Genomic DNA, 17159 nt, shown 5'->3' on the forward strand with positions numbered 1-17159 from the left:
AGACCTGAGCGTGAGGATTTGACATGACTTCGATTGTCGACGTGACCGTTCTTGCCGATCTGCTGCGCCGCGCGGCGAAGGCGGAGATTCTGCCGCGCTTTCGCCGGCTCGGCCAGAACGACGTGCGCGCCAAGAGCGAGGCGACCGATCTCGTCACCGAGGCCGATGAGCAGGCGGAACGGATGATCAAGGCGGAAGCTGCCCAACTCTGGCCGAGCGCGCTGTTCCTCGGCGAAGAATCGGTCGCGGCCGATCCTGATTTGCTTGGCAGCCTCGAGCATGCCGATCTCGCGATCGTCGTCGATCCGGTCGACGGCACCTTCAATTTCGCCGCCGGCATCCCGGCCTTCGGCGTCATGGCATCCGTCATCTCCGGCGGCGAGACGATTGCCGGCATCATCTATGATCCGATGGGCGACGACTGGGTGATGGCGGAAAAGGGCGGCGGTGCCTGGCTGCGGCGGCCTGATGGCGGTGCCGAGCGGCTGTCGGTCGCAGCGCCCGTCGAACTGGAGCACATGGTCGGCATGGCCTCGACTGGCTACTTGCCGAAGGAAAAGCGCGCCGAGGTGCTCGCCAACCTCGCCAAGGTGCGCTTCCTCACCAATTACCGCTGCGCCGCCCACGAATACCGCACCTTTGCCGGCGGTCATGTGCATTACCTCATGTACAACAAGCTGATGCCCTGGGATCACCTTGCCGGCACGTTGATCTCGCAGGAGGCAGGCGCCTATGCGGCGCGCTTCGACGGCTCGGCCTACCTGCCGCATCATCTCGATGGCGGGCTGCTGATTACCCCCGACAAGGCCTCCTGGGACGTGCTGCGGCGTGAGGTCTTTACGGTCTGAACCATGCCGTTTCGGTGAGCTTCAGACTGCTGAGACAGTCGGCCAGTTCCTCTTTCGTCATGCTCGGGCTTGTCCCGAGCATCTGCGGTCAGTTTGATATGTAGCAGATCCTCGGCACAAGGCCGAGGATGACGCCGAATGGGAGCGAGGTTCTCAACAAACTAATCCGCCGGGTCCAGCACTCTTCGCATTCAAAAATGGGCAGCACCCGGATCGATCTGCGGGCTGTCGCCGGGGTGGGTGAACAGCTTGCCGTTTTCCGCCCAGAGGGTGGCGGCGATCGTCACCGTGCCGAAGAGCGCGAAGCCGCCGAAGAGCGGCTGCACCGTGCCGTTGAACATCTGGCCGACCAGGCCGCCGAGGATGGCGCCGGCCGTCGTCGAAACGAAGCCGGTGATGGCGGTTGCCGTGCCGGCGAGATTGCCCATCGGCTCGAGGCTGATGGCGGTGAAATTGGTGGCGATCACGGCAAACATCATCAATACGATGGAGAAGATGCCGTAGGCGACGGCGAAATCCGGCTTGCCGGCCAGTGCGAGGAAAAAGCCGATGGCCGACAGCGCCGTGAAGATCAGCAGGGCAGCGTGCGAGATGCGGCGCATGCCGAATTTGCGCACGAAGAAGCCGTTGGCGAAATTGGCGACGGCGATGCCGCCGGCGGTGGCCGCAAAGGCGATCGGCAGCCAGTCGCCAAGGCCATAGACCTCGCCGAACACCTGCTGCACCGAGATCACATAAGCGCTGATGACGCCGGTAAACATGGTGAGGCCGATCATATAGCCGCAGGTGATGCGGTTTGTGAGCACGGTCTTGAAGCCATCGACGACAGAGCCGACCGACAGCGGCAGCCGTTCTTCCGGCGGCAGCGATTCCTTCAGCCGCAGGAGAGCCCAGACGAACAGGACGGTGGCGATGATGCCGAGCAGGATGAAAATCCAGTGCCAGTTGGCATAGAGGATGATGAGCTGGCCGACGGAGGGGGCAACGATCGGCACGATCATGAAGACGATCATCACATAGGACATGACGCGGGCCATTTCGCGGCCACCGAAGCAGTCGCGTACCATGGCCATGGTCGTTATGCGCACAGCAGCACCGCCCACACCCTGAATGAAGCGCATGACGAGCAGCATTTCGAAGCTGCCGGTTGCTGCGGCGGCAAACATTCCGACAACATAGCAGGCGAGGCCGCCGAGCAGGATGTTGCGGCGGCCGAACGTATCCGAAAGGCTGCCGAAGAAGATCTGTGAGATGCCGAATCCCAAGAAAAACACGCCGATGATCAGCTGCGCGTCGTTGGTATTGGTGACGCCGAGAGAATTGCCGATATTGGGCAAAGCCGGCAGCATGCTGTCGATTGCCATGGCGACGCTGGCGGTCATGATGGCGATGGTGACGACGAATTCGCCAAAGCCCATGCCGATGCGGCCGGAGCCCTGGTTTTCCTGGTGCGGTTTATGCGACGGCGTCATGTAATTGAGACTCCGAATGCGAGGGAGGCCGGCCGTTCAGACGGCCGGGTTCTGCTGTTGGAAGAGGCGGCCCTTCTCGGCGATCAGCACAAAGACAAGGCCAATGATCGACACAAAGAAATAACCCGCGACCATCGGCAGCGCGGTGCCGTCGAAGGCCTGGCCGATGCCGGCGCCGATGAGGGCGCCGCCGACCGTGCTCATGAATCCGAGGACCGAGGAGGCGGTGCCGGCGACGTGGCCGAGCGGCTCCATGGCGAGCGAATTGAAGTTTGACCCGATCCAGCCGAACTGGAACATGGCAAGGCCGAAGAACGAGATGAACAGTGCGAAGGGCATCGGCTCAGTGCTGGCCATCTGGACGATCAGCCAGATGGCGTTGATGGCGATGAAGCCGATGAGCGAGCCGTGCGACAGCCGGCGCATGCCGAGCTTGCCGACAAAGCGTGAATTGAAGAAGGACGACAGCGACATGAAGATCGCCACGCCGGCGAAGGCGAAGGGGAAATAGACGCCGAGATCGTAAATGCCGACATAGACCTGCTGGGCCGAATTGATGAAGCCGAACAGCGCGCCAAAGATGAAGGTGCTGGCGATGGTGTAGCAGAGCGCGACGCGATTGGTCAGCACCAGCTTGAAGGCGCCGAAGATCGAGCGGGCGGTGAAGGGACGGACATTGGCGGGATGCAATGTTTCCGGCAGGCGGAGATAGGCCCAGATGGCAATACCAGTCGCCATGGTGGCTATGAAGAGGAAGATCAGGTGCCAGTTGCCGAAGAACATGACGATCTGGCCGGTGCCGGGCGCAATGACCGGTACGATCATGAAGACCATCATGATCAGCGACATGACTTCGGCCATCTGCCGGCCGCCATAGATATCGCGAACGATGGAGACGGTGATGACGCGGGTTGCGGCCGAACCGACGCCCTGCACGAAGCGCAGGGCGAGCAACCCTGCAAAGGACGGCACGAAGACGATACTGATGGCGGACAGGATATAGATGACGAGACCGATCAAAAGCGGCGTGCGGCGACCGAAACGGTCAGAGAGCGGCCCGTAGAACAGCTGGGCACAGCCGAAGCCGAGCAGATAGGTGGAGACGACGAATTGCCGGTGATTTTCGCTCTCGACGCCGAGGCTGGCGCCGATCTGCTGCAAGGCCGGCAGCATGATGTCGATCGCCAGAGAGTTGACGGCCATCAGGAAGGCGGCGAGCGCGATAAATTCTCGCTTGCCCATGGGCAGGCGGCCCGCGGACACGGCTTGTGATGAATCTGTCACAATGAAATTCCCATAAACAGGCTAAGGCGCTGCTTGCCGCAGCGCCTCGGACTCAAGATACAGATTTGGAAACCGGGCGGACGCCCGGTGACCGGTCAGGAGGCGGCGCGCACCGCGATGCCGTTTTCCTGGAGGTGCTGCTGCAGTTCACCAGCCTGGAACATTTCCCGGACGATGTCGCAGCCGCCGACGAACTCGCCCTTTATGTAAAGCTGCGGGATTGTCGGCCAGCTGGAGTATTCCTTGATGCCCTGGCGGATTTCCGAATCGGCGAGCACGTTGACGCTCTTGTAGTCGACGCCGATGTAATCGAGAATTTGCACGACCTGGCCGGAGAAACCACACTGCGGAAACTGCGGCGTGCCCTTCATGAAGAGGACGACGTCGTTGCTCTTGATTTCGTTGTCGATGAATTCGTGAATACCGCTCATGGGACCTAATCCTTTCAACAGGCGGGTTAAAGGCCCACCGTTTCAATCGTTGCCTTTAAATAGCATGCGACAGCAGGAATTCCAGCCGCCCGAACCAAAAAAAGACCAATTCGGGCAGGCCGTTGCCGGGTTGTTGCCGTCGCGTTACGGTTGGTGGGCGAGATAGATCTGAATCTGCTCGATTTCAGCATCGGTGAAGTGGCTGAAATCCCATTGTGAAACCTGCGTCATCACGCCGAGATCGCGGTCGCCGACACCCTTGCCGGTGCGCAGCAGCGTCTTGAAATCGGCAGCCGAATAGGATTGCGCCAGGGGCTTAAGCGCCGGTGCCAGGAACGCTTCCGACTGCTTTGCCGTATCGAGATTGTGGCAATGGCTGCAGTCGGTCCTGAAGGCATATTCGCCGATATCGGCCGGACGCGTGGCGGCAGGGGTGATGACGGCGGGCACCAGATCGGCTTCGAAGGGGATTTTGTCGAGCGCCAGGCCGATTCGCCCGAGCGGTCCCCATTGCGTCGTTCCCACCAACGCGTCGGGAAGCTGCTTCAGACTGCGCAGCCAGGCAATGATCGCCGCCATGTCGTCATCGGTGATATTGGCGAAGTTGCTTGCCGGCATGATGAAGACACCGGTGCCGTCTTTCTTGATGCCGTGGCGGATGAGGCGCACGAGTTCAGCATCGCTGTACATGGGCACGAAGCGGGTCAGGTTCGGCGCGACGATGCGGCCGACGCCCGGCTCGTCGATGAGCACGTTGCCGGCATCGTGATGACAGCCGCCGCACATCAGCGTACGGGCGCGGCGTTCGGCTTCTTCCGCAGACAGCGTCGTCTTGACGGTGAAATCGGCCGCTGCGACGTCATAGGTCCTGGAGAGACGCATCTCCGACAGGGCGTATACGCCGGCAACGGCGATGAGACAGATCGCGACGATGGCCGCGAGAATGATTTTCACGATGCGCATCGTCGCTTCATGCCCCCAATAGCGCCGCAGAACTCGTCCGAAAACTGCTCACATTTTCATTGCACCTCAACTACGGCGTTGACGGCTGCGGCCGGCGGCGGTGCGGCGCTTGCTGACTTGTTTGCGGGGAGGCTTGGGTTTGGCCGAGATCGTCTTGCGCGCAGCTGTGGTCGTCGCGGCGGGGCGTGTCTTACGCCTCCTGCGCTTCGTCGTGGCGCGGCCGGTGGTTTTCTTCAGGATCTCCTTCAGCACGCTGTCGACGACGCCCGATATCAATTCTTTGACTAGGTCGGCCACAAAACCCCTCCGTTCGTGGTGGAATCGACATGGATGCTATTGAATTCCGGAAGAGTTCGGTTAGCAAGACGGCTTCGAGATCATAGCTGCCTTTTTTGCCGATATCAGCGGCACAGCAGCCGGATCGCAGCAACATGCCGGCCATTTGCCCGGCCGGAAGAGCGGAATGAAACTGATCGAGAAGCGGGTCGTCCTGCATTTCCCGGGCTTCGAGCCGCTTGACGGCGTTGCTCACAGGGCGCGCTACGAGCGTTCGGCGAGGCAGAGTGCAGCCGTTTGGGGCTATTCGGTGGAGACAGGGGCAGCGGACGGGAGGAGCGATCCGGTCAGTTTCGTGGTCACGACGGGTGAGAAGGCTACAGCGCCGGAGGCAGGGGCCGGATCCCCCGGCTGGCAGACGAAGAGCCGGATCCATATGGTCGATCACGATGCACTGGTGCGCAGACTGCGTGCCGGCAACACGCTGAGCCAGATCATAGCGGGCTTCCGAAGCTGCGCCGAGATCATGCTCGAAGGCGGGATGCGGGGCTATTTCCGCCATGCCTGGCGCTTCGGCCTGTTCTTCCTTTTCCCGTTCCTGCTGACCGCGCTGGCGATCGCGCTGACGGCGCAGATCGCCATCCTGCCCTATGCTCTTAGCTTTTCGCCGTGGCACATGCTCTGGAGCGGGCCGCTGGCGCTTTGTTTCTTCATCTTCGCCTTCCTGCCGTTTTCCGAGCGTTTCCATACGCTGCATCTCTTTGCCGATTGGAAAATGGCCGTGGCGCTCGGCCGTATGGACCGGGCCGATTTCAACAGCTGGCTGGAAGACCGGGCCGCTGGCGTGCGCAAGGCGCTTGACGAAGAGGTGGACGAATATGTGATTTCCTCGCACAGCATGGGATCGAGCGTCGCCGCCCATGTCGTCGGCATATTGCTGGAAAGAGAGCCGGAGATATTCAAAGGCAAGCGCGTGGTGTTTGCCACCCTCGGCAGCGCCATCCTGCAATGTGCGCTCATGTCATCGGCAAAGCTGCTTCGCGCCCGTGTCGGGCTGATCGCCCGCTGTCCCGAGATTTCCTGGCTCGATGTGCAGTGCCTGACGGATTCGATCAATTTCTACAAGGTGCCGGTCGTCGCCGTCTCCGGCCATGCGGATGCGCCTCAGGCGAAGATGATCCTGATCCGCGTCAAGCAGATGCTGACGCGCGAGCACTACCGCAAGATCCGCACGGACCAGCTGCGCGTCCACCGGCAATATGTGCTTGGGCCGGATTTGCAGGCGCCCTTCGACTTCACACTTTTGACATCCGGGCCGATGCCGGCCTCGGTCTTTGCCGATCCCGACGAAAAGAGAATGGCCGGCTGAGGGCCGGGCATCGTCCGTCCGGATTGCGTCGGGCTCTATTCCGGCGCCGAGGTCTGCAGCGCCAGCGCATGCAACACGCCGCCCATATTGCCCTTCAGCGCCTCGTAGACCATCTGGTGCTGTTGCACGCGGCTCTTGCCGCGAAAGGCTTCGGCGACGACTTCGGCGGCGTAGTGATCGCCGTCGCCCGCCAGATCGCGGATCGTCACTTTGGCACCGGGAATCCCAGCCTTGATCATGTCTTCGATATCGCCGGGTTTCATGGCCATGATCGTTACTCCTTGCGCATCATTCCGCAGCGGCAAGTTCGCCGCGGCCTTCCATGAAGTCAGGGAACCATGATTCATGGGCATCGCGCAATTGCTGAATCGGCAGCGAGATGAGATCGCCGACGACGAGCGCCGTTCCTCCGACCGTGCCGAGGCGGCGGAAAGGAACGCCGCCACCTTCTGCATTGACGCAGACGAAATCGGCAACATCGGCAGGCAAGGTGAGGATGTAGCGCGCCTGATCCTCACCGAAGAGCAGCGCATGTGGTGCACCTCTGCCTTCGCTCAGATCGATCGTCAGGCCTTTGCCCGAGGCCATCGCCATTTCGGCGAGCGCCACGGCAAGGCCACCCGAGGAGATGTCGTGGCAAGCGGTCGCCTGGCCGTTGCGGATGACGGAGCGAACGAAATCGCCATTGCGGCGCTCGGCAAACAGATCCACCTCCGGTGCCGGACCTTCGCGGCTGGAAAGCACGTCTCTCACATAGACGGACTGGCCGAGATGGCTGCCGTCGACGCCGATCATGATCACCTTGTCGCCGTCGTTGGCAGTGCCGATACGAGCCATCTTGCGCCAGTCCGGCAGCAGGCCGACGCCTGCGATCGTCGGGGTCGGCAGAATGGCGACGCCGTTGGTCTCGTTGTAAAGCGAGACGTTGCCTGACACGATCGGGAAATCCAGCGCGCGGCAGGCCTCGCCGATGCCCTTCACGGCCTCGACGAGCTGGCCCATGATCTCGGGCTTTTCGGGATTGCCGAAGTTCAGATTGTCGGTAGCGGCGAGCGGTTCGGCGCCTGTCGCGGTGATGTTGCGCCAGCATTCGGCGACCGCCTGCTTGCCGCCTTCGAAGGGGTCTGCCTCGACATAACGCGGGGTGACGTCGGAGGAGAAAGCGAGCGCCTTGGAGGGATGGCCGTCGACGCGCACGACCCCGGCATCGCCGCCCGGAAGCTGCAGCGAATTGCCCTGGATCAGCGTGTCGTATTGCTCATAGACCCAACGGCGGCTCGACTGGTTGGCGGAGCCGACGAGTTGCAGCAACGCCTGGCCATAATCCTCGGGTGCGGCGACAAGATTGGCGGGCAGGGGGGCATGCTTGCCGGATTCGCGCCAGGGGCGATCATATTCCGGCGCCTGGTCGCCCAGATCCTTGATCGGCAGGTTGGCGACTTCCTCGCCCTGGTGCATGACGCGGAAGCGCAGATCGTCGGTCGTCCAGCCGACGATGGCAAAATCGAGGCCCCACTTGACGAAGATCGCCTTGGCTTCCTCTTCCTTCTCCGGCTGCAGCACCATGAGCATGCGCTCCTGGCTTTCCGACAGCATCATCTCGTAGGCCGTCATCCTCTCTTCGCGCACCGGCACCTTGTCGAGTTCGAGCAGGATGCCGAGATCGCCCTTGGCGCCCATCTCGACGGCCGAGCAGGTGAGGCCGGCCGCACCCATGTCCTGGATGGCGATGACGGCGCCGGTCTGCATCAGCTCGAGGCAGGCTTCCAGCAGGCACTTCTCGGTGAAGGGGTCGCCGACCTGAACGGTCGGGCGCTTCTCGTCGATCGATTCGTCGAATTCGGCCGACGCCATCGTCGCACCGCCGACGCCGTCACGGCCGGTCTTGGCGCCGAGATAGACGACCGGAAGACCGACGCCCTTGGCTTCGGACAGGAAGATGGCGTTGGACTTCGCAATACCGGCGGCAAAGGCGTTGACGAGGATGTTGCCGTTGTAGCGGGCGTCGAATTCGACCTCGCCGCCGACCGTCGGCACGCCGAAGGAATTTCCGTAGCCGCCGACGCCGGAGACGACGCCGGAGACGAGGTGGCGGGTCTTCGGATGATCCGGTTCGCCGAAGCGCAGCGCGTTCATCGCGGCGATCGGGCGCGCGCCCATGGTGAAAACGTCGCGCAGGATGCCACCGACGCCGGTCGCAGCCCCCTGATAGGGCTCGATATAGGAGGGGTGGTTGTGGCTCTCCATCTTGAAGACGACGCAATCGCCGTCATCGATGTCGACCACGCCGGCATTTTCGCCTGGGCCGTGGATGACGCGCGGCCCCTTGGTCGGCAGCGTGCGCAACCATTTCTTCGAGGATTTGTAGGAGCAGTGCTCGTTCCACATGGCCGAGAAGATGCCGAGCTCGGTAAATGTCGGTTCGCGGCCGATCAGATCCAGAATGCGCTGGTACTCGTCCGGCTTCAGGCCATGGCTTGCGATGAGTTCCGGCGTGATCGGGATGGTGTTTGGAATGGTCATGAGCGGAAAGTCCCTGGCGCGTTTTGCGCTGTCTTTAGCTTATGTAGCGGCGACGCGCGACAGGAAAATGCCCGCCGTCAACAGAGGGCGGGCAGACCTATCCAAAAGAGCAACCACTCAGAACTTGTAGCCGACCTGCAAGCCGGCGCGCGTCATGCCGTCGTTCGGCCCGTCGCAGAGATCGGCGTGCGAGGAATGGGCGAACTGGGCCATGACATTCCAGTGGGCGTTGAAACGATAGCCGGCGCCTAGGTATTCGTGGAAGAGGACGCGACAGCCGAGTTCCGGGCCGTCATCATCGCCCTCGAGATCGCCGGTATGGATGACGCCGCCGAAGCCGGCTTCGGCAAAGAGCTTCTCGTTGAAATCGACCGTCCAGGTGAAACCGGTGAAGAACTGAGTGGCTTCGCCCGACGTACCGATCGAGGTGCCGAGATGGACGCGGGGATGCAACAATTTTTGCTGCCAGCCGACCGCCGTGTCGTAGCCGAAAGGATCGAAGAGAGCGGTAATTTCGGGAAAGACGCCGTCTTCCCTGGAGTGGCCCGATTGCACCGAGGCCGAAGCGCCGAAGCGTAATTCATCAAATATCTGCTCGCCTGCACTTGCCGAGCCGGCTACCGCTGCCACTGACGCTATACCCAACAATAGCAGAGCGACTTTTCCGAAGTCGATCGTCATATGCTGTCCTTTGATTCCCTCACCTGAGGGGATGACAAGAGGTAGCATGACGGTTCGAGGGGTAAAGCGGCAGGACCCTGGCGAGATGATTTTGACGTGTATTTGCAACACATCATATTTCGCCATCATAGGCGGAGCCGCCATTTTCCAGCAGCCGGCGCAGGATCATCAGTCCCGAGATCAGTTCCTGCCCTGTCTTCGGCGAGGAGAAACCGACGCGAACGCGATGATAGGGCCTCTCTCCCCGCGCCGCCTTGAACTCGTCCTCGTCGTCGACGAGCACGCCATCGCGGAAGGCGGCATTCTTGAAGGTGCCCGACATCCAGGGCTCCGGCAGTTTCAGCCAGAGGAAGGGCGCGTGCGGGTGCGATTCGAAATCGAAGCCCTGCAACTGTTCGCGGGCGAGCCGGACCCGCCGGGAGAGTTCCTCGACACTTGCCTTGCGGATCTCGTGCGCCATTCCGCTTTCGACAAGGCGCGCGCAGGTCTCCGCCAGGATGAAGGGCAGGCCGCCGGTGATCATCCTGTGCGTCACTTTGATGCGCTGGGCAAAATGCGGCGGGCAGGCGACCCAGCCGCCGCGCACGCCAGCGGCGACCGCTTTCGACAGGCCGTTGACGAGGAAGGTGCGATCAGGCGCAATCGAGGCGAGCAGCGGCGTGTCGTCGTCGGCCATGCCGCCGTAGAGGTCGTCCTCGATCAGCCAGACGCCGTGCTTCCTGGCGATTATAGCGATTGCAGCGCGCCGGTCATAGGGCATGATCGCCAGCGTCGGATTGTGGACGGTCGGCATCAGGAAGGCGATCTTCGGATGCTGCTGCTGGCAGAGCCGCTCGAAATCCTCGGGGATCACGCCGAGCTCATCGGAATCGACCGTCAGCGTGCGGCGGCCGAGAAGGCGGGCGCTACGGCTGACCTGGGTATAGGTGAGATCCTCGAAGACGATCTTGTCGCCCGGCGCCGAGACGGCGGCGACGACTGATATCGCCGCCGCATGAGCGCCGAGAGTCGGCACGATGTTTTCAGCGTCCGGCGTCCAGCCGCTGCGGGCAAGCCACAGGCGGCCGGCCTCAAACCAGTTGCGCGGGAAACTCCGGGAATAGGAAGAGATTTCGGATAGATGCTGCACGCCGATCTCGGCAAGGATGCCCGCTATGACCTTGCCCTGGCCGAGATCCGGCGCGGCTGTCGTGTCGAAGCGGATCTTGTTGGCCGGCGCATCCTGGATGCGGGTGCCGCCGAGCGAGACGGTCAGCGGATCGATTTGCTCTCCGGGCGGCGTCTCAGAGCGGTTCAGCACATAGGTGCCGCGCCCCACTTCGCCGGCAACCAGGCCGCGCTCATGTACCAGCGCATAGGCACGGCCGATCGTGCCGATCGTCACGCCGATATCATAGGCGAGGTTGCGCTGCGGCGGCAATTTGCTGCCGGCGGGCAAGGCGCCGCTTGATATGGCGGATTCGATGCTGTCGGCAAGCCGGAGATAGACCGGACCGGAACCGCGGGAAATGTCGGGAAGCCAATTTGTCATGGTGACAATTGTATATATTGGCACATTGTACCCGTCAAGAGTAAGAGACAATCCAACGGACGAACCGAGAGGATTCATGGAATGTCTGCCTTGCCTGAGATCAATATGCCAATTGTACCGATTGTCTCTTATGAGGACAGGAGGCAGGTCGTCTTCCCCGACGCGCCTGCCGAGGCGACGACGCGCCTGGACCGGATCTGGTCCGCAGTTCTTCTCTGGCATCAGAAGCGGGAAGGCCGGCGTGCGCTGAGAGGGCTGACGGCGACCGAACTCAAGGATATCGGGGTGTCGCAGTCAGATGCAGCGCGCGAAGTCGGCAAGTCGTTCTTTTGGGACTGAAACGTGCTTTCGGAACTGACCGGGTCGGTCAGTTGCAGGCCTTGTTGCCACCTGACCAGCGGTTAAGGTCGGTGGTGATGCGGCCGGCGACCGGTTCCGACATCATCGGACCGAAGGCCTGCAGGCGCGACGGGCTTCCCTCGGCCTGCACGACGAGCAGCGGCCGGCTCTCCGGGCTGCCCTTGTGGACAAGCAGGATGCGCGGCCGGCCGGAGAAGGAATTGAGCTCCGGCGCGAGCTTATAGGCTGCAAAGGCCGGATCGCCCGATTTGAACCAGCAGGCATTGGCGCCGAGCGCCACGCGTTCCATGGTCGGCAGCGCGGCGCGGTTCGGGCCTGTCGGCGCCGGCGTCTGGCAGGCTGCGACCATGGTTGCGACAGCGGTAAACAGGGCGGCGTTTGCGAGGCGAGGGCGCATCAATCGTGCTCCAGATCCGGACGGAAGGATTTTTGGGTGCATGCCGTTGCCCACGACCGCTGTGCGTTTTTGGGCAAGGCACTGGCTCAGGCGGCGATGACGTCGAGCGCCGAGGCGAAGAGGCCACGGCCGTCCGAGCCGCCATGGGCAGCTTCGATCAGGTTCTCGGGATGCGGCATCATGCCGAGCACATTGCCCTTTTCATTCATGACAGCGGCGATGTCGTTGATCGAGCCGTTCGGATTGGTGCCCTCGGCATAACGGAACACCACCTGGCCATTGCCTTCGATCGCGGCCAGCGTCGCTTCCTCGGCGAAATAATTGCCGTCGTGATGGGCAACCGGGCAGCGGATGACCTGGCCCTGCGCGTAGGCGCGGGTGAAGTCCGTCTCGGCGTTGACGACTTCGAGCTTGATCTCACGGCAGACGAATTTCAGCGAGGAATTGCGCATCAGCGCGCCGGGCAGCAGGCCGGCCTCGACGAGGATCTGGAAGCCGTTGCAAACGCCGAGCACCTTCACGCCCTTTGTAGCCTTGTCGATGATCGCCTGCATGACCGGCATGCGGGCGGCGATCGCGCCGCAACGCAGGTAATCGCCATAAGAGAAGCCGCCGGGGATGACGATCAGATCGACGTCGGGGATCTCTGTTTCCGTCTGCCAGATCGTCACCGGCTGCTTGCCGGAGATCTTGGTCAGGGCGGCGATCATGTCGCGGTCACGGTTGAGGCCCGGAAGTTGAACGACGGCTGATTTCATGGGGTCCCTGCGTCTAACGAAAGATACTGAACTGGAATGCTTTCGGCGAGCCATACTCCATTGTCGGAGACAAAGAAAGAATGACCCTCTGAAAACATGCGGGCCGCGTCCACACGCAGGATGAGATGTTCACCCTTACGGCGGGCTGCGACCATTTTTGCCGTTTCGACATCCGCCGACAGATGAACGTGGTGCCGCTGCATCTTCTTCAAGCCTTCGCGCTCGATCGACTGCCAATTCGTCAGAGACGTGCCGTGAAAAAGAGCGGCGGGCGGTTCAACCTGGTTCAATGCGAGATCGACGTCGACGCTATGACCTTGGTTTGCGCGAATTCTGCCATCGGCGATCGTGAAACGCTTCTTCGGATTGTTGTCGACAATCTCGATAATATCGGCGCGGGAAACATTGTATTTCGACGCCAACACCTTTTCGAGCTCATCGAACGACACCCAACCCTCGCTATCAAGCGTCAAACCCGCGGCATCAGGCGCATGACGTAAAACATAGCTCATATACTTGGAGACTTCCGTCTCCAGCTTTGCTTTCATCATGACGCCAAATCCTCAAAGTCCACCGGACGACGGGTCTGTGATCGTCAGTCGATCGCGATTGCGTAGTTCTCGATCACCGTGTTGGCGAGCAATTTTTCGCACATGGCCTTGAGGTCGGCCTCGGCCTTGCCCTTGTCGGCTCCTTCCAGCTCCAGGTCGAAGACCTTGCCCTGTCTTACATGGCCGACGCCCGAGAAGCCGAGGGCGCCAAGCGCACCCTCGATAGCCTTGCCCTGCGGATCGAGAACGCCGTTTTTCAGCGTGACGGTGACACGAGCCTTGATCACTTTGTCTTTCCTGCCTTACTTGACGAGAACCGGGCCGGTGCCGCGCACAGGCTCGTTTTCATTGATGATGCCGAGACGGCGCGCAACTTCGGAATAGGCTTCGAGCAGCCCGCCGAGGTCGCGGCGGAAGCGATCCTTATCCATCTTCTCGTGGGTTTCGATATCCCAGAGCCGGCAGCTGTCCGGCGAGATTTCGTCGGCGAGGATGATGCGCATCATATCGCCTTCGAAGAGGCGGCCGCATTCGATCTTGAAATCGACGAGCTGGATGCCGACGCCGAGGAAGAGGCCGGTCATGAAGTCGTTCACGCGGATGGCAAGCGCCATGATGTCATCGAGTTCAGCGGGGTTTGCCCAGCCGAAGGCGGTGATGTGCTCTTCGGAGACCATCGGATCGTCGAGCGCGTCGGACTTGTAATAGAATTCGATGATCGAGCGCGGCAGCACGACGCCTTCGTCGATGCCAAGGCGCTTGGCGAGAGAACCGGCCGCGACATTGCGCACGACGATCTCCAGCGGGATCATCTCTACTTCCTTGATCAACTGCTCGCGCATGTTGAGCCGGCGGATAAAATGAGTAGGGATGCCGATCTTGTTCAGATGGCTGAAGATATATTCGCAGATGCGGTTGTTGAGGACGCCCTTGCCATCGATGACTTCGTGCTTCTTCTTGTTGAAGGCGGTGGCATCGTCCTTGAAGAACTGGATCAAAGTGCCCGGTTCCGGGCCTTCATACAGAATCTTTGCCTTGCCCTCGTAGATACGGCGGCGACGGTTCATCGTGGTCATTCTCTATTGTTGGCGCTCTTGGGATAGCGCGAGTGGATCGATCTCGTGGCGTCCCCTTAAAGGAAAAGAGAGGGTTTCACAATCCGCCTGTCGCTCCTTCCCTGGTTTCCAGATTTCGTGGCCCCGGTTTCCAGATTTCGCGGCCCGGTTTCCGATTTTACGGAATACTGCCAAGAGAATCGAATGAATTCGCGAGAGGAGTTTAGCGCCTTTTCCTCTACGGTGGAATGAAGGCGAAATGGCGGGCCGCTTATGCAGGTTTTTATTTGGCGGCTCTGCCTGGCAGCGCGCGGCGAAGCTGCGTCTGCAGCGCGCGAGCGGCGGTTTGCCCGTGGCGCCAGCTTCCGGCGCGGATGAAGGAGGGGATCTGCATGGCCGGCATCGGTCGGGCGAGCGCGTAGCCCTGCAGCGTGTCACAGTCGAGTTCTTCGAGAATCCGGATATGATCCGCTGTTTCGACACCCTCGGCGATGACGAGGATATCAAGCGAGCGGCCGATATCGATGATCGAGCCGACGAGTTTGCGCTGCTCGGCCGATTGCGGCAGCATGCGGATCAGCTCGCGGTCGATCTTCAGCGTCTTCGGGCTCAATCGCAGCAGGCTGACGATCGAGGCATGGCCAGTACCGAAATCGTCGATCTGGATGTCGATGCCGAGCTTGCGCAGCTTTTTCAGGTTGGCGGCCACCGCCTCGTCGCAATCGTCGAGCGAGATCGATTCCAGCAGTTCGAAGGAGAATGTGCCGGGCTTGATCTTCAAGGCGCGAAGCTTCTTGCCCAGATCGGGATCGGCGAGCCGCCTGGCGGAGACGTTGACCGATATCTTCGGAATCGGTAGCCCGTCCTTCAGCCACGCCTTCCGGTCGGCAATGGCGCGCTCCAAGATGAGGGCGTCGATAGTCGAGACGACGTCGAGATCCTCGGCGATATCGAGGAAGCGGTCGGGCGTCAGCAGCCCGTGCACCGGGTGCTGCCAGCGGGCAAGCGTTTCGACACCGGTGACATCCAGCGTGCGGGCATCGAACTGCAGCTGGTAGAAGGGCACGAATTCGTTGCATTCGAGGCCGACCAGGATCTCGTCGGCGAGATGCTTGGCGGAAATGATATCGCGGCGGGCCGAGGCCGAGAAGAATTCGAAGCGATTGCGGCCGAGGCCCTTGGCGCGATAGAGGGCGATATCGGCGTCGAGCAGTATCTGCTTGGCGTCGAGCTTCGGTCCGCTGTCGATGGCGATGCCGACGCTGGCGCCGAAACGGCAGTCGTGCCCCTCATATCTGACCGGTTTGCGCAATTCGCGGATAAGACGTTCGGCAAGGCCGCCGATCTTCTTCGACGCGGGATCGACGGCGCAGAGGATGACGAATTCATCACCGCCAATGCGAGCGACAAAATCGGCGGCGCGGACGGAATTCCTCAGCACGCTGGCGGCATGCTGCAGCATGGCGTCGCCGGCCCGATGGCCGAGCGTGTCGTTGATCTGCTTGAAGCGGTCGAGATCGATATGCAGGATCGCCAGTGCCGCGCCCTTGGCCTGGCATTCGGCCGAACGCTCGCCCAGCATCTTGTCGAGATAGCGGCGGTTCGGAAGGCCGGTGAGGTAATCGTGCAGCGCCAAGTGCTCGATGCTCTCCTTGGCGGCTTCGAGCTCGCGGTTGCGCGCCTCGGCCAGATCCTTGGCGCGCTGCAGCTCGTTGCGGAGCGCGACTTCCTCGGTGACGTCCCAGTTGGCGCCAATCAGCTTGCGGTGGCCGTTGCCATCGATGAAGAAGGCCGAGCGGGCGCGGATGACACGTTCGACGCCGTCGCCGCGGATGATGCGGTATTCCTGCTGGAAATCGCGGCCGCTTTCGACGCTGCGATCGGATAAGCCAAGCACGCGCTCGCGATCGTCGGGATGCAGGCTTTTCGCCCAGGCGTCGCTGGCGATCTGGCGCGAGGCGCCCTGCAGCCCGTAAATGGCGATAAGGCGATCGTCCCATTCGACGCTATCATGCTCGATATCGGCCTCGAAGACGCCGATGCGGGAAACCTCCAGCGCCAGATCGAGCCGGCGCGACAAACGCGACAGCGTCTCCTCGGCCTGCTTGCGGGCGGTGATATCCGTATCCGTGCCGATGATGCGCGTCGGCACGCCGTTCTCGTCCCATTCGACGCAGGCGCCGCGACACTCGATCCAGACCCAGTGACCGTCCTTGTGACGCTCGCGATATTCGAAGATCTGGTAATCGGGATCGCCGGCGTTCTGTCGGTCAATAGCGTGGACGACGAAATCGCGATCGTCGGGATGGACGAGCTGCAGCCAGGCGTCGTAATCGCCGTCGGCTTCCTCGTCGGGCGCCATGCCGCGAATGGTTTTCCATGTCGGCGAGTAATATTTCGTGTCGAGACGGTAATTGTGATCCCATACGCCAAGGCCGGAGCCAACGAGCGCATGGTTCCAGCGGCTTTCGCGCTCGGCCGGATCGGAATCGTCGGCTGCTCCATTGCCGATGCCTGTCTCGGCCGCTGCGGCATAGCCGTGCGGATCACCGGCCTCTGGATGGGCTTTCTTCACGGGCATTCTCGCTTACTTCACCTCGGTGCAGTCTGCTGTCATTCCATTAAGAAAGACTTAGAAAGCACTTGCTCAACAAGCGGGA

The 17159-nt window shown here is 61.6% G+C and carries 18 protein-coding genes; 3 read left to right on the plus strand and 15 right to left on the minus strand.

Translation table 11 applies throughout. From position 1 onward, the window contains the following. The first annotated feature begins 23 nt into the window (after nucleotides 1-23). On the plus strand, nucleotides 24-848 hold the full coding sequence (locus ACS4RR_RS13555; RefSeq protein ID WP_260110935.1) for an inositol monophosphatase family protein: 825 nt from the start codon (nucleotides 24-26) through the stop codon (nucleotides 846-848). A 191-nt stretch (nucleotides 849-1039) separates the two neighbouring features. Here ACS4RR_RS13555 and ACS4RR_RS13560 read toward each other — a convergent pair whose 3' ends face one another. From ACS4RR_RS13560 to ACS4RR_RS13580, 5 genes are all read right to left on the minus strand, one after another. Continuing rightward, the gene (locus ACS4RR_RS13560) at nucleotides 1040-2320 is read right to left on the minus strand and encodes a multidrug effflux MFS transporter (protein ID WP_456188902.1); all 1281 of its coding nucleotides are present in this window, start codon (nucleotides 2318-2320) and stop codon (nucleotides 1040-1042) included. 36 nt (nucleotides 2321-2356) lie between these two features. Next, nucleotides 2357-3562 carry a multidrug effflux MFS transporter gene (locus ACS4RR_RS13565; RefSeq protein ID WP_456188903.1) on the minus strand — a complete coding sequence of 402 codons (1206 nt, stop codon included), beginning with the start codon at nucleotides 3560-3562 and terminating at the stop codon, nucleotides 2357-2359. A gap of 137 nt (nucleotides 3563-3699) precedes the next feature. After that, complete coding sequence (gene grxD, locus ACS4RR_RS13570) at nucleotides 3700-4035, minus strand: Grx4 family monothiol glutaredoxin (RefSeq protein ID WP_017964491.1); 336 nt, start codon at nucleotides 4033-4035, stop codon at nucleotides 3700-3702. A 144-nt stretch (nucleotides 4036-4179) separates the two neighbouring features. Further along, nucleotides 4180-4998, minus strand: a complete 819-nt coding sequence (locus ACS4RR_RS13575) for a c-type cytochrome (protein WP_222385144.1) — start codon at nucleotides 4996-4998, stop codon at nucleotides 4180-4182. 66 nt (nucleotides 4999-5064) lie between these two features. Then, nucleotides 5065-5295: a hypothetical protein gene (locus ACS4RR_RS13580; protein WP_260110934.1), complete on the minus strand. Its 231-nt coding sequence runs from the start codon at nucleotides 5293-5295 to the stop codon at nucleotides 5065-5067. A 166-nt stretch (nucleotides 5296-5461) separates the two neighbouring features. On the opposite strand from ACS4RR_RS13580, the gene ACS4RR_RS13585 reads away from it, so the two are divergent. Further along, the gene (locus tag ACS4RR_RS13585; RefSeq protein ID WP_456188904.1) at nucleotides 5462-6643 is read left to right on the plus strand and encodes a hypothetical protein; all 1182 of its coding nucleotides are present in this window, start codon (nucleotides 5462-5464) and stop codon (nucleotides 6641-6643) included. Between the two features lie 35 nt (nucleotides 6644-6678). Here ACS4RR_RS13585 and ACS4RR_RS13590 read toward each other — a convergent pair whose 3' ends face one another. The 4 genes from ACS4RR_RS13590 to ACS4RR_RS13605 all read right to left on the minus strand — a co-directional run bounded on the left by ACS4RR_RS13590 (nucleotide 6679) and on the right by ACS4RR_RS13605 (nucleotide 11378). Next, complete coding sequence (locus ACS4RR_RS13590; protein ID WP_003540079.1) at nucleotides 6679-6912, minus strand: BolA/IbaG family iron-sulfur metabolism protein; 234 nt, start codon at nucleotides 6910-6912, stop codon at nucleotides 6679-6681. Nucleotides 6913-6931: 19 nt separating this feature from the next. Next, entirely contained in the window at nucleotides 6932-9166 is a 2235-nt protein-coding gene (purL, locus tag ACS4RR_RS13595) for a phosphoribosylformylglycinamidine synthase subunit PurL (RefSeq protein ID WP_260298760.1), read from the minus strand. Between the two features lie 117 nt (nucleotides 9167-9283). After that, nucleotides 9284-9847, minus strand: coding sequence for an acyloxyacyl hydrolase (locus ACS4RR_RS13600; RefSeq protein ID WP_222385138.1), 564 nt, complete (start codon nucleotides 9845-9847; stop codon nucleotides 9284-9286). A gap of 112 nt (nucleotides 9848-9959) precedes the next feature. Beyond that, nucleotides 9960-11378: an aminotransferase-like domain-containing protein gene (locus ACS4RR_RS13605; RefSeq protein WP_222385137.1), complete on the minus strand. Its 1419-nt coding sequence runs from the start codon at nucleotides 11376-11378 to the stop codon at nucleotides 9960-9962. 81 nt (nucleotides 11379-11459) lie between these two features. Here ACS4RR_RS13605 and ACS4RR_RS13610 point away from each other — a divergent pair, with 81 nt between their 5' ends. Further along, nucleotides 11460-11717, plus strand: a complete 258-nt coding sequence (locus ACS4RR_RS13610; RefSeq protein ID WP_222385136.1) for a DUF1127 domain-containing protein — start codon at nucleotides 11460-11462, stop codon at nucleotides 11715-11717. Between the two features lie 28 nt (nucleotides 11718-11745). On the opposite strand, the gene ACS4RR_RS13615 is transcribed toward ACS4RR_RS13610, so the two are convergent. The 6 genes from ACS4RR_RS13615 to ACS4RR_RS13640 form a co-directional block, all read right to left on the minus strand. Beyond that, nucleotides 11746-12135 carry a hypothetical protein gene (locus ACS4RR_RS13615; RefSeq protein ID WP_222385134.1) on the minus strand — a complete coding sequence of 130 codons (390 nt, stop codon included), beginning with the start codon at nucleotides 12133-12135 and terminating at the stop codon, nucleotides 11746-11748. 86 nt (nucleotides 12136-12221) lie between these two features. Continuing rightward, nucleotides 12222-12893, minus strand: a complete 672-nt coding sequence (purQ, locus tag ACS4RR_RS13620) for a phosphoribosylformylglycinamidine synthase subunit PurQ (RefSeq protein ID WP_260110929.1) — start codon at nucleotides 12891-12893, stop codon at nucleotides 12222-12224. Beyond that, a complete protein-coding gene (locus ACS4RR_RS13625) occupies nucleotides 12890-13444 on the minus strand; it encodes an RNA 2'-phosphotransferase (protein ID WP_017964480.1) in 555 nt (184 codons plus the stop codon). Before ACS4RR_RS13625 ends, purQ begins: the two co-directional genes overlap by 4 nt. 44 nt (nucleotides 13445-13488) lie before the next feature. Beyond that, complete coding sequence (purS, locus tag ACS4RR_RS13630; RefSeq protein WP_012757626.1) at nucleotides 13489-13731, minus strand: phosphoribosylformylglycinamidine synthase subunit PurS; 243 nt, start codon at nucleotides 13729-13731, stop codon at nucleotides 13489-13491. A 15-nt stretch (nucleotides 13732-13746) separates the two neighbouring features. After that, on the minus strand, nucleotides 13747-14511 hold the full coding sequence (gene purC, locus ACS4RR_RS13635) for a phosphoribosylaminoimidazolesuccinocarboxamide synthase (protein WP_003540062.1): 765 nt from the start codon (nucleotides 14509-14511) through the stop codon (nucleotides 13747-13749). 271 nt (nucleotides 14512-14782) lie between these two features. Further along, nucleotides 14783-17080, minus strand: a complete 2298-nt coding sequence (locus ACS4RR_RS13640) for a putative bifunctional diguanylate cyclase/phosphodiesterase (RefSeq protein WP_222385131.1) — start codon at nucleotides 17078-17080, stop codon at nucleotides 14783-14785. Nucleotides 17081-17159 lie beyond the last annotated feature (79 nt).

Origin of the sequence: Rhizobium zaerense, assembly GCF_051810725.1 — a bacterium.
GTDB classification, from domain to species: Bacteria; Pseudomonadota; Alphaproteobacteria; order Rhizobiales; family Rhizobiaceae; genus Rhizobium; species Rhizobium leguminosarum_I.

Bases quoted from the DNA above. Each gene is read 5' to 3' on its own strand.
- ACS4RR_RS13555 (WP_260110935.1), top strand. From the start codon at position 24: ATGACTTCGATTGTCGACGTGACCGTTCTTGCCGATCTGCTGCGCCGC.
- ACS4RR_RS13560 (WP_456188902.1), bottom strand. From the start codon at position 2,320: ATGACGCCGTCGCATAAACCGCACCAGGAAAACCAGGGCTCCGGCCGC.
- ACS4RR_RS13565 (WP_456188903.1), bottom strand. From the start codon at position 3,562: ATGGGCAAGCGAGAATTTATCGCGCTCGCCGCCTTCCTGATGGCCGTC.
- grxD (WP_017964491.1), bottom strand. From the start codon at position 4,035: ATGAGCGGTATTCACGAATTCATCGACAACGAAATCAAGAGCAACGAC.
- ACS4RR_RS13575 (WP_222385144.1), bottom strand. From the start codon at position 4,998: ATGCGCATCGTGAAAATCATTCTCGCGGCCATCGTCGCGATCTGTCTC.
- ACS4RR_RS13585 (WP_456188904.1), top strand. From the start codon at position 5,462: ATGAAACTGATCGAGAAGCGGGTCGTCCTGCATTTCCCGGGCTTCGAG.
- ACS4RR_RS13590 (WP_003540079.1), bottom strand. From the start codon at position 6,912: ATGGCCATGAAACCCGGCGATATCGAAGACATGATCAAGGCTGGGATT.
- purL (WP_260298760.1), bottom strand. From the start codon at position 9,166: ATGACCATTCCAAACACCATCCCGATCACGCCGGAACTCATCGCAAGC.
- ACS4RR_RS13600 (WP_222385138.1), bottom strand. From the start codon at position 9,847: ATGACGATCGACTTCGGAAAAGTCGCTCTGCTATTGTTGGGTATAGCG.
- ACS4RR_RS13605 (WP_222385137.1), bottom strand. From the start codon at position 11,378: ATGACAAATTGGCTTCCCGACATTTCCCGCGGTTCCGGTCCGGTCTAT.
- ACS4RR_RS13610 (WP_222385136.1), top strand. From the start codon at position 11,460: ATGTCTGCCTTGCCTGAGATCAATATGCCAATTGTACCGATTGTCTCT.
- ACS4RR_RS13615 (WP_222385134.1), bottom strand. From the start codon at position 12,135: ATGCGCCCTCGCCTCGCAAACGCCGCCCTGTTTACCGCTGTCGCAACC.
- purQ (WP_260110929.1), bottom strand. From the start codon at position 12,893: ATGAAATCAGCCGTCGTTCAACTTCCGGGCCTCAACCGTGACCGCGAC.
- ACS4RR_RS13625 (WP_017964480.1), bottom strand. From the start codon at position 13,444: ATGATGAAAGCAAAGCTGGAGACGGAAGTCTCCAAGTATATGAGCTAT.
- purC (WP_003540062.1), bottom strand. From the start codon at position 14,511: ATGAACCGTCGCCGCCGTATCTACGAGGGCAAGGCAAAGATTCTGTAT.
- ACS4RR_RS13640 (WP_222385131.1), bottom strand. From the start codon at position 17,080: ATGCCCGTGAAGAAAGCCCATCCAGAGGCCGGTGATCCGCACGGCTAT.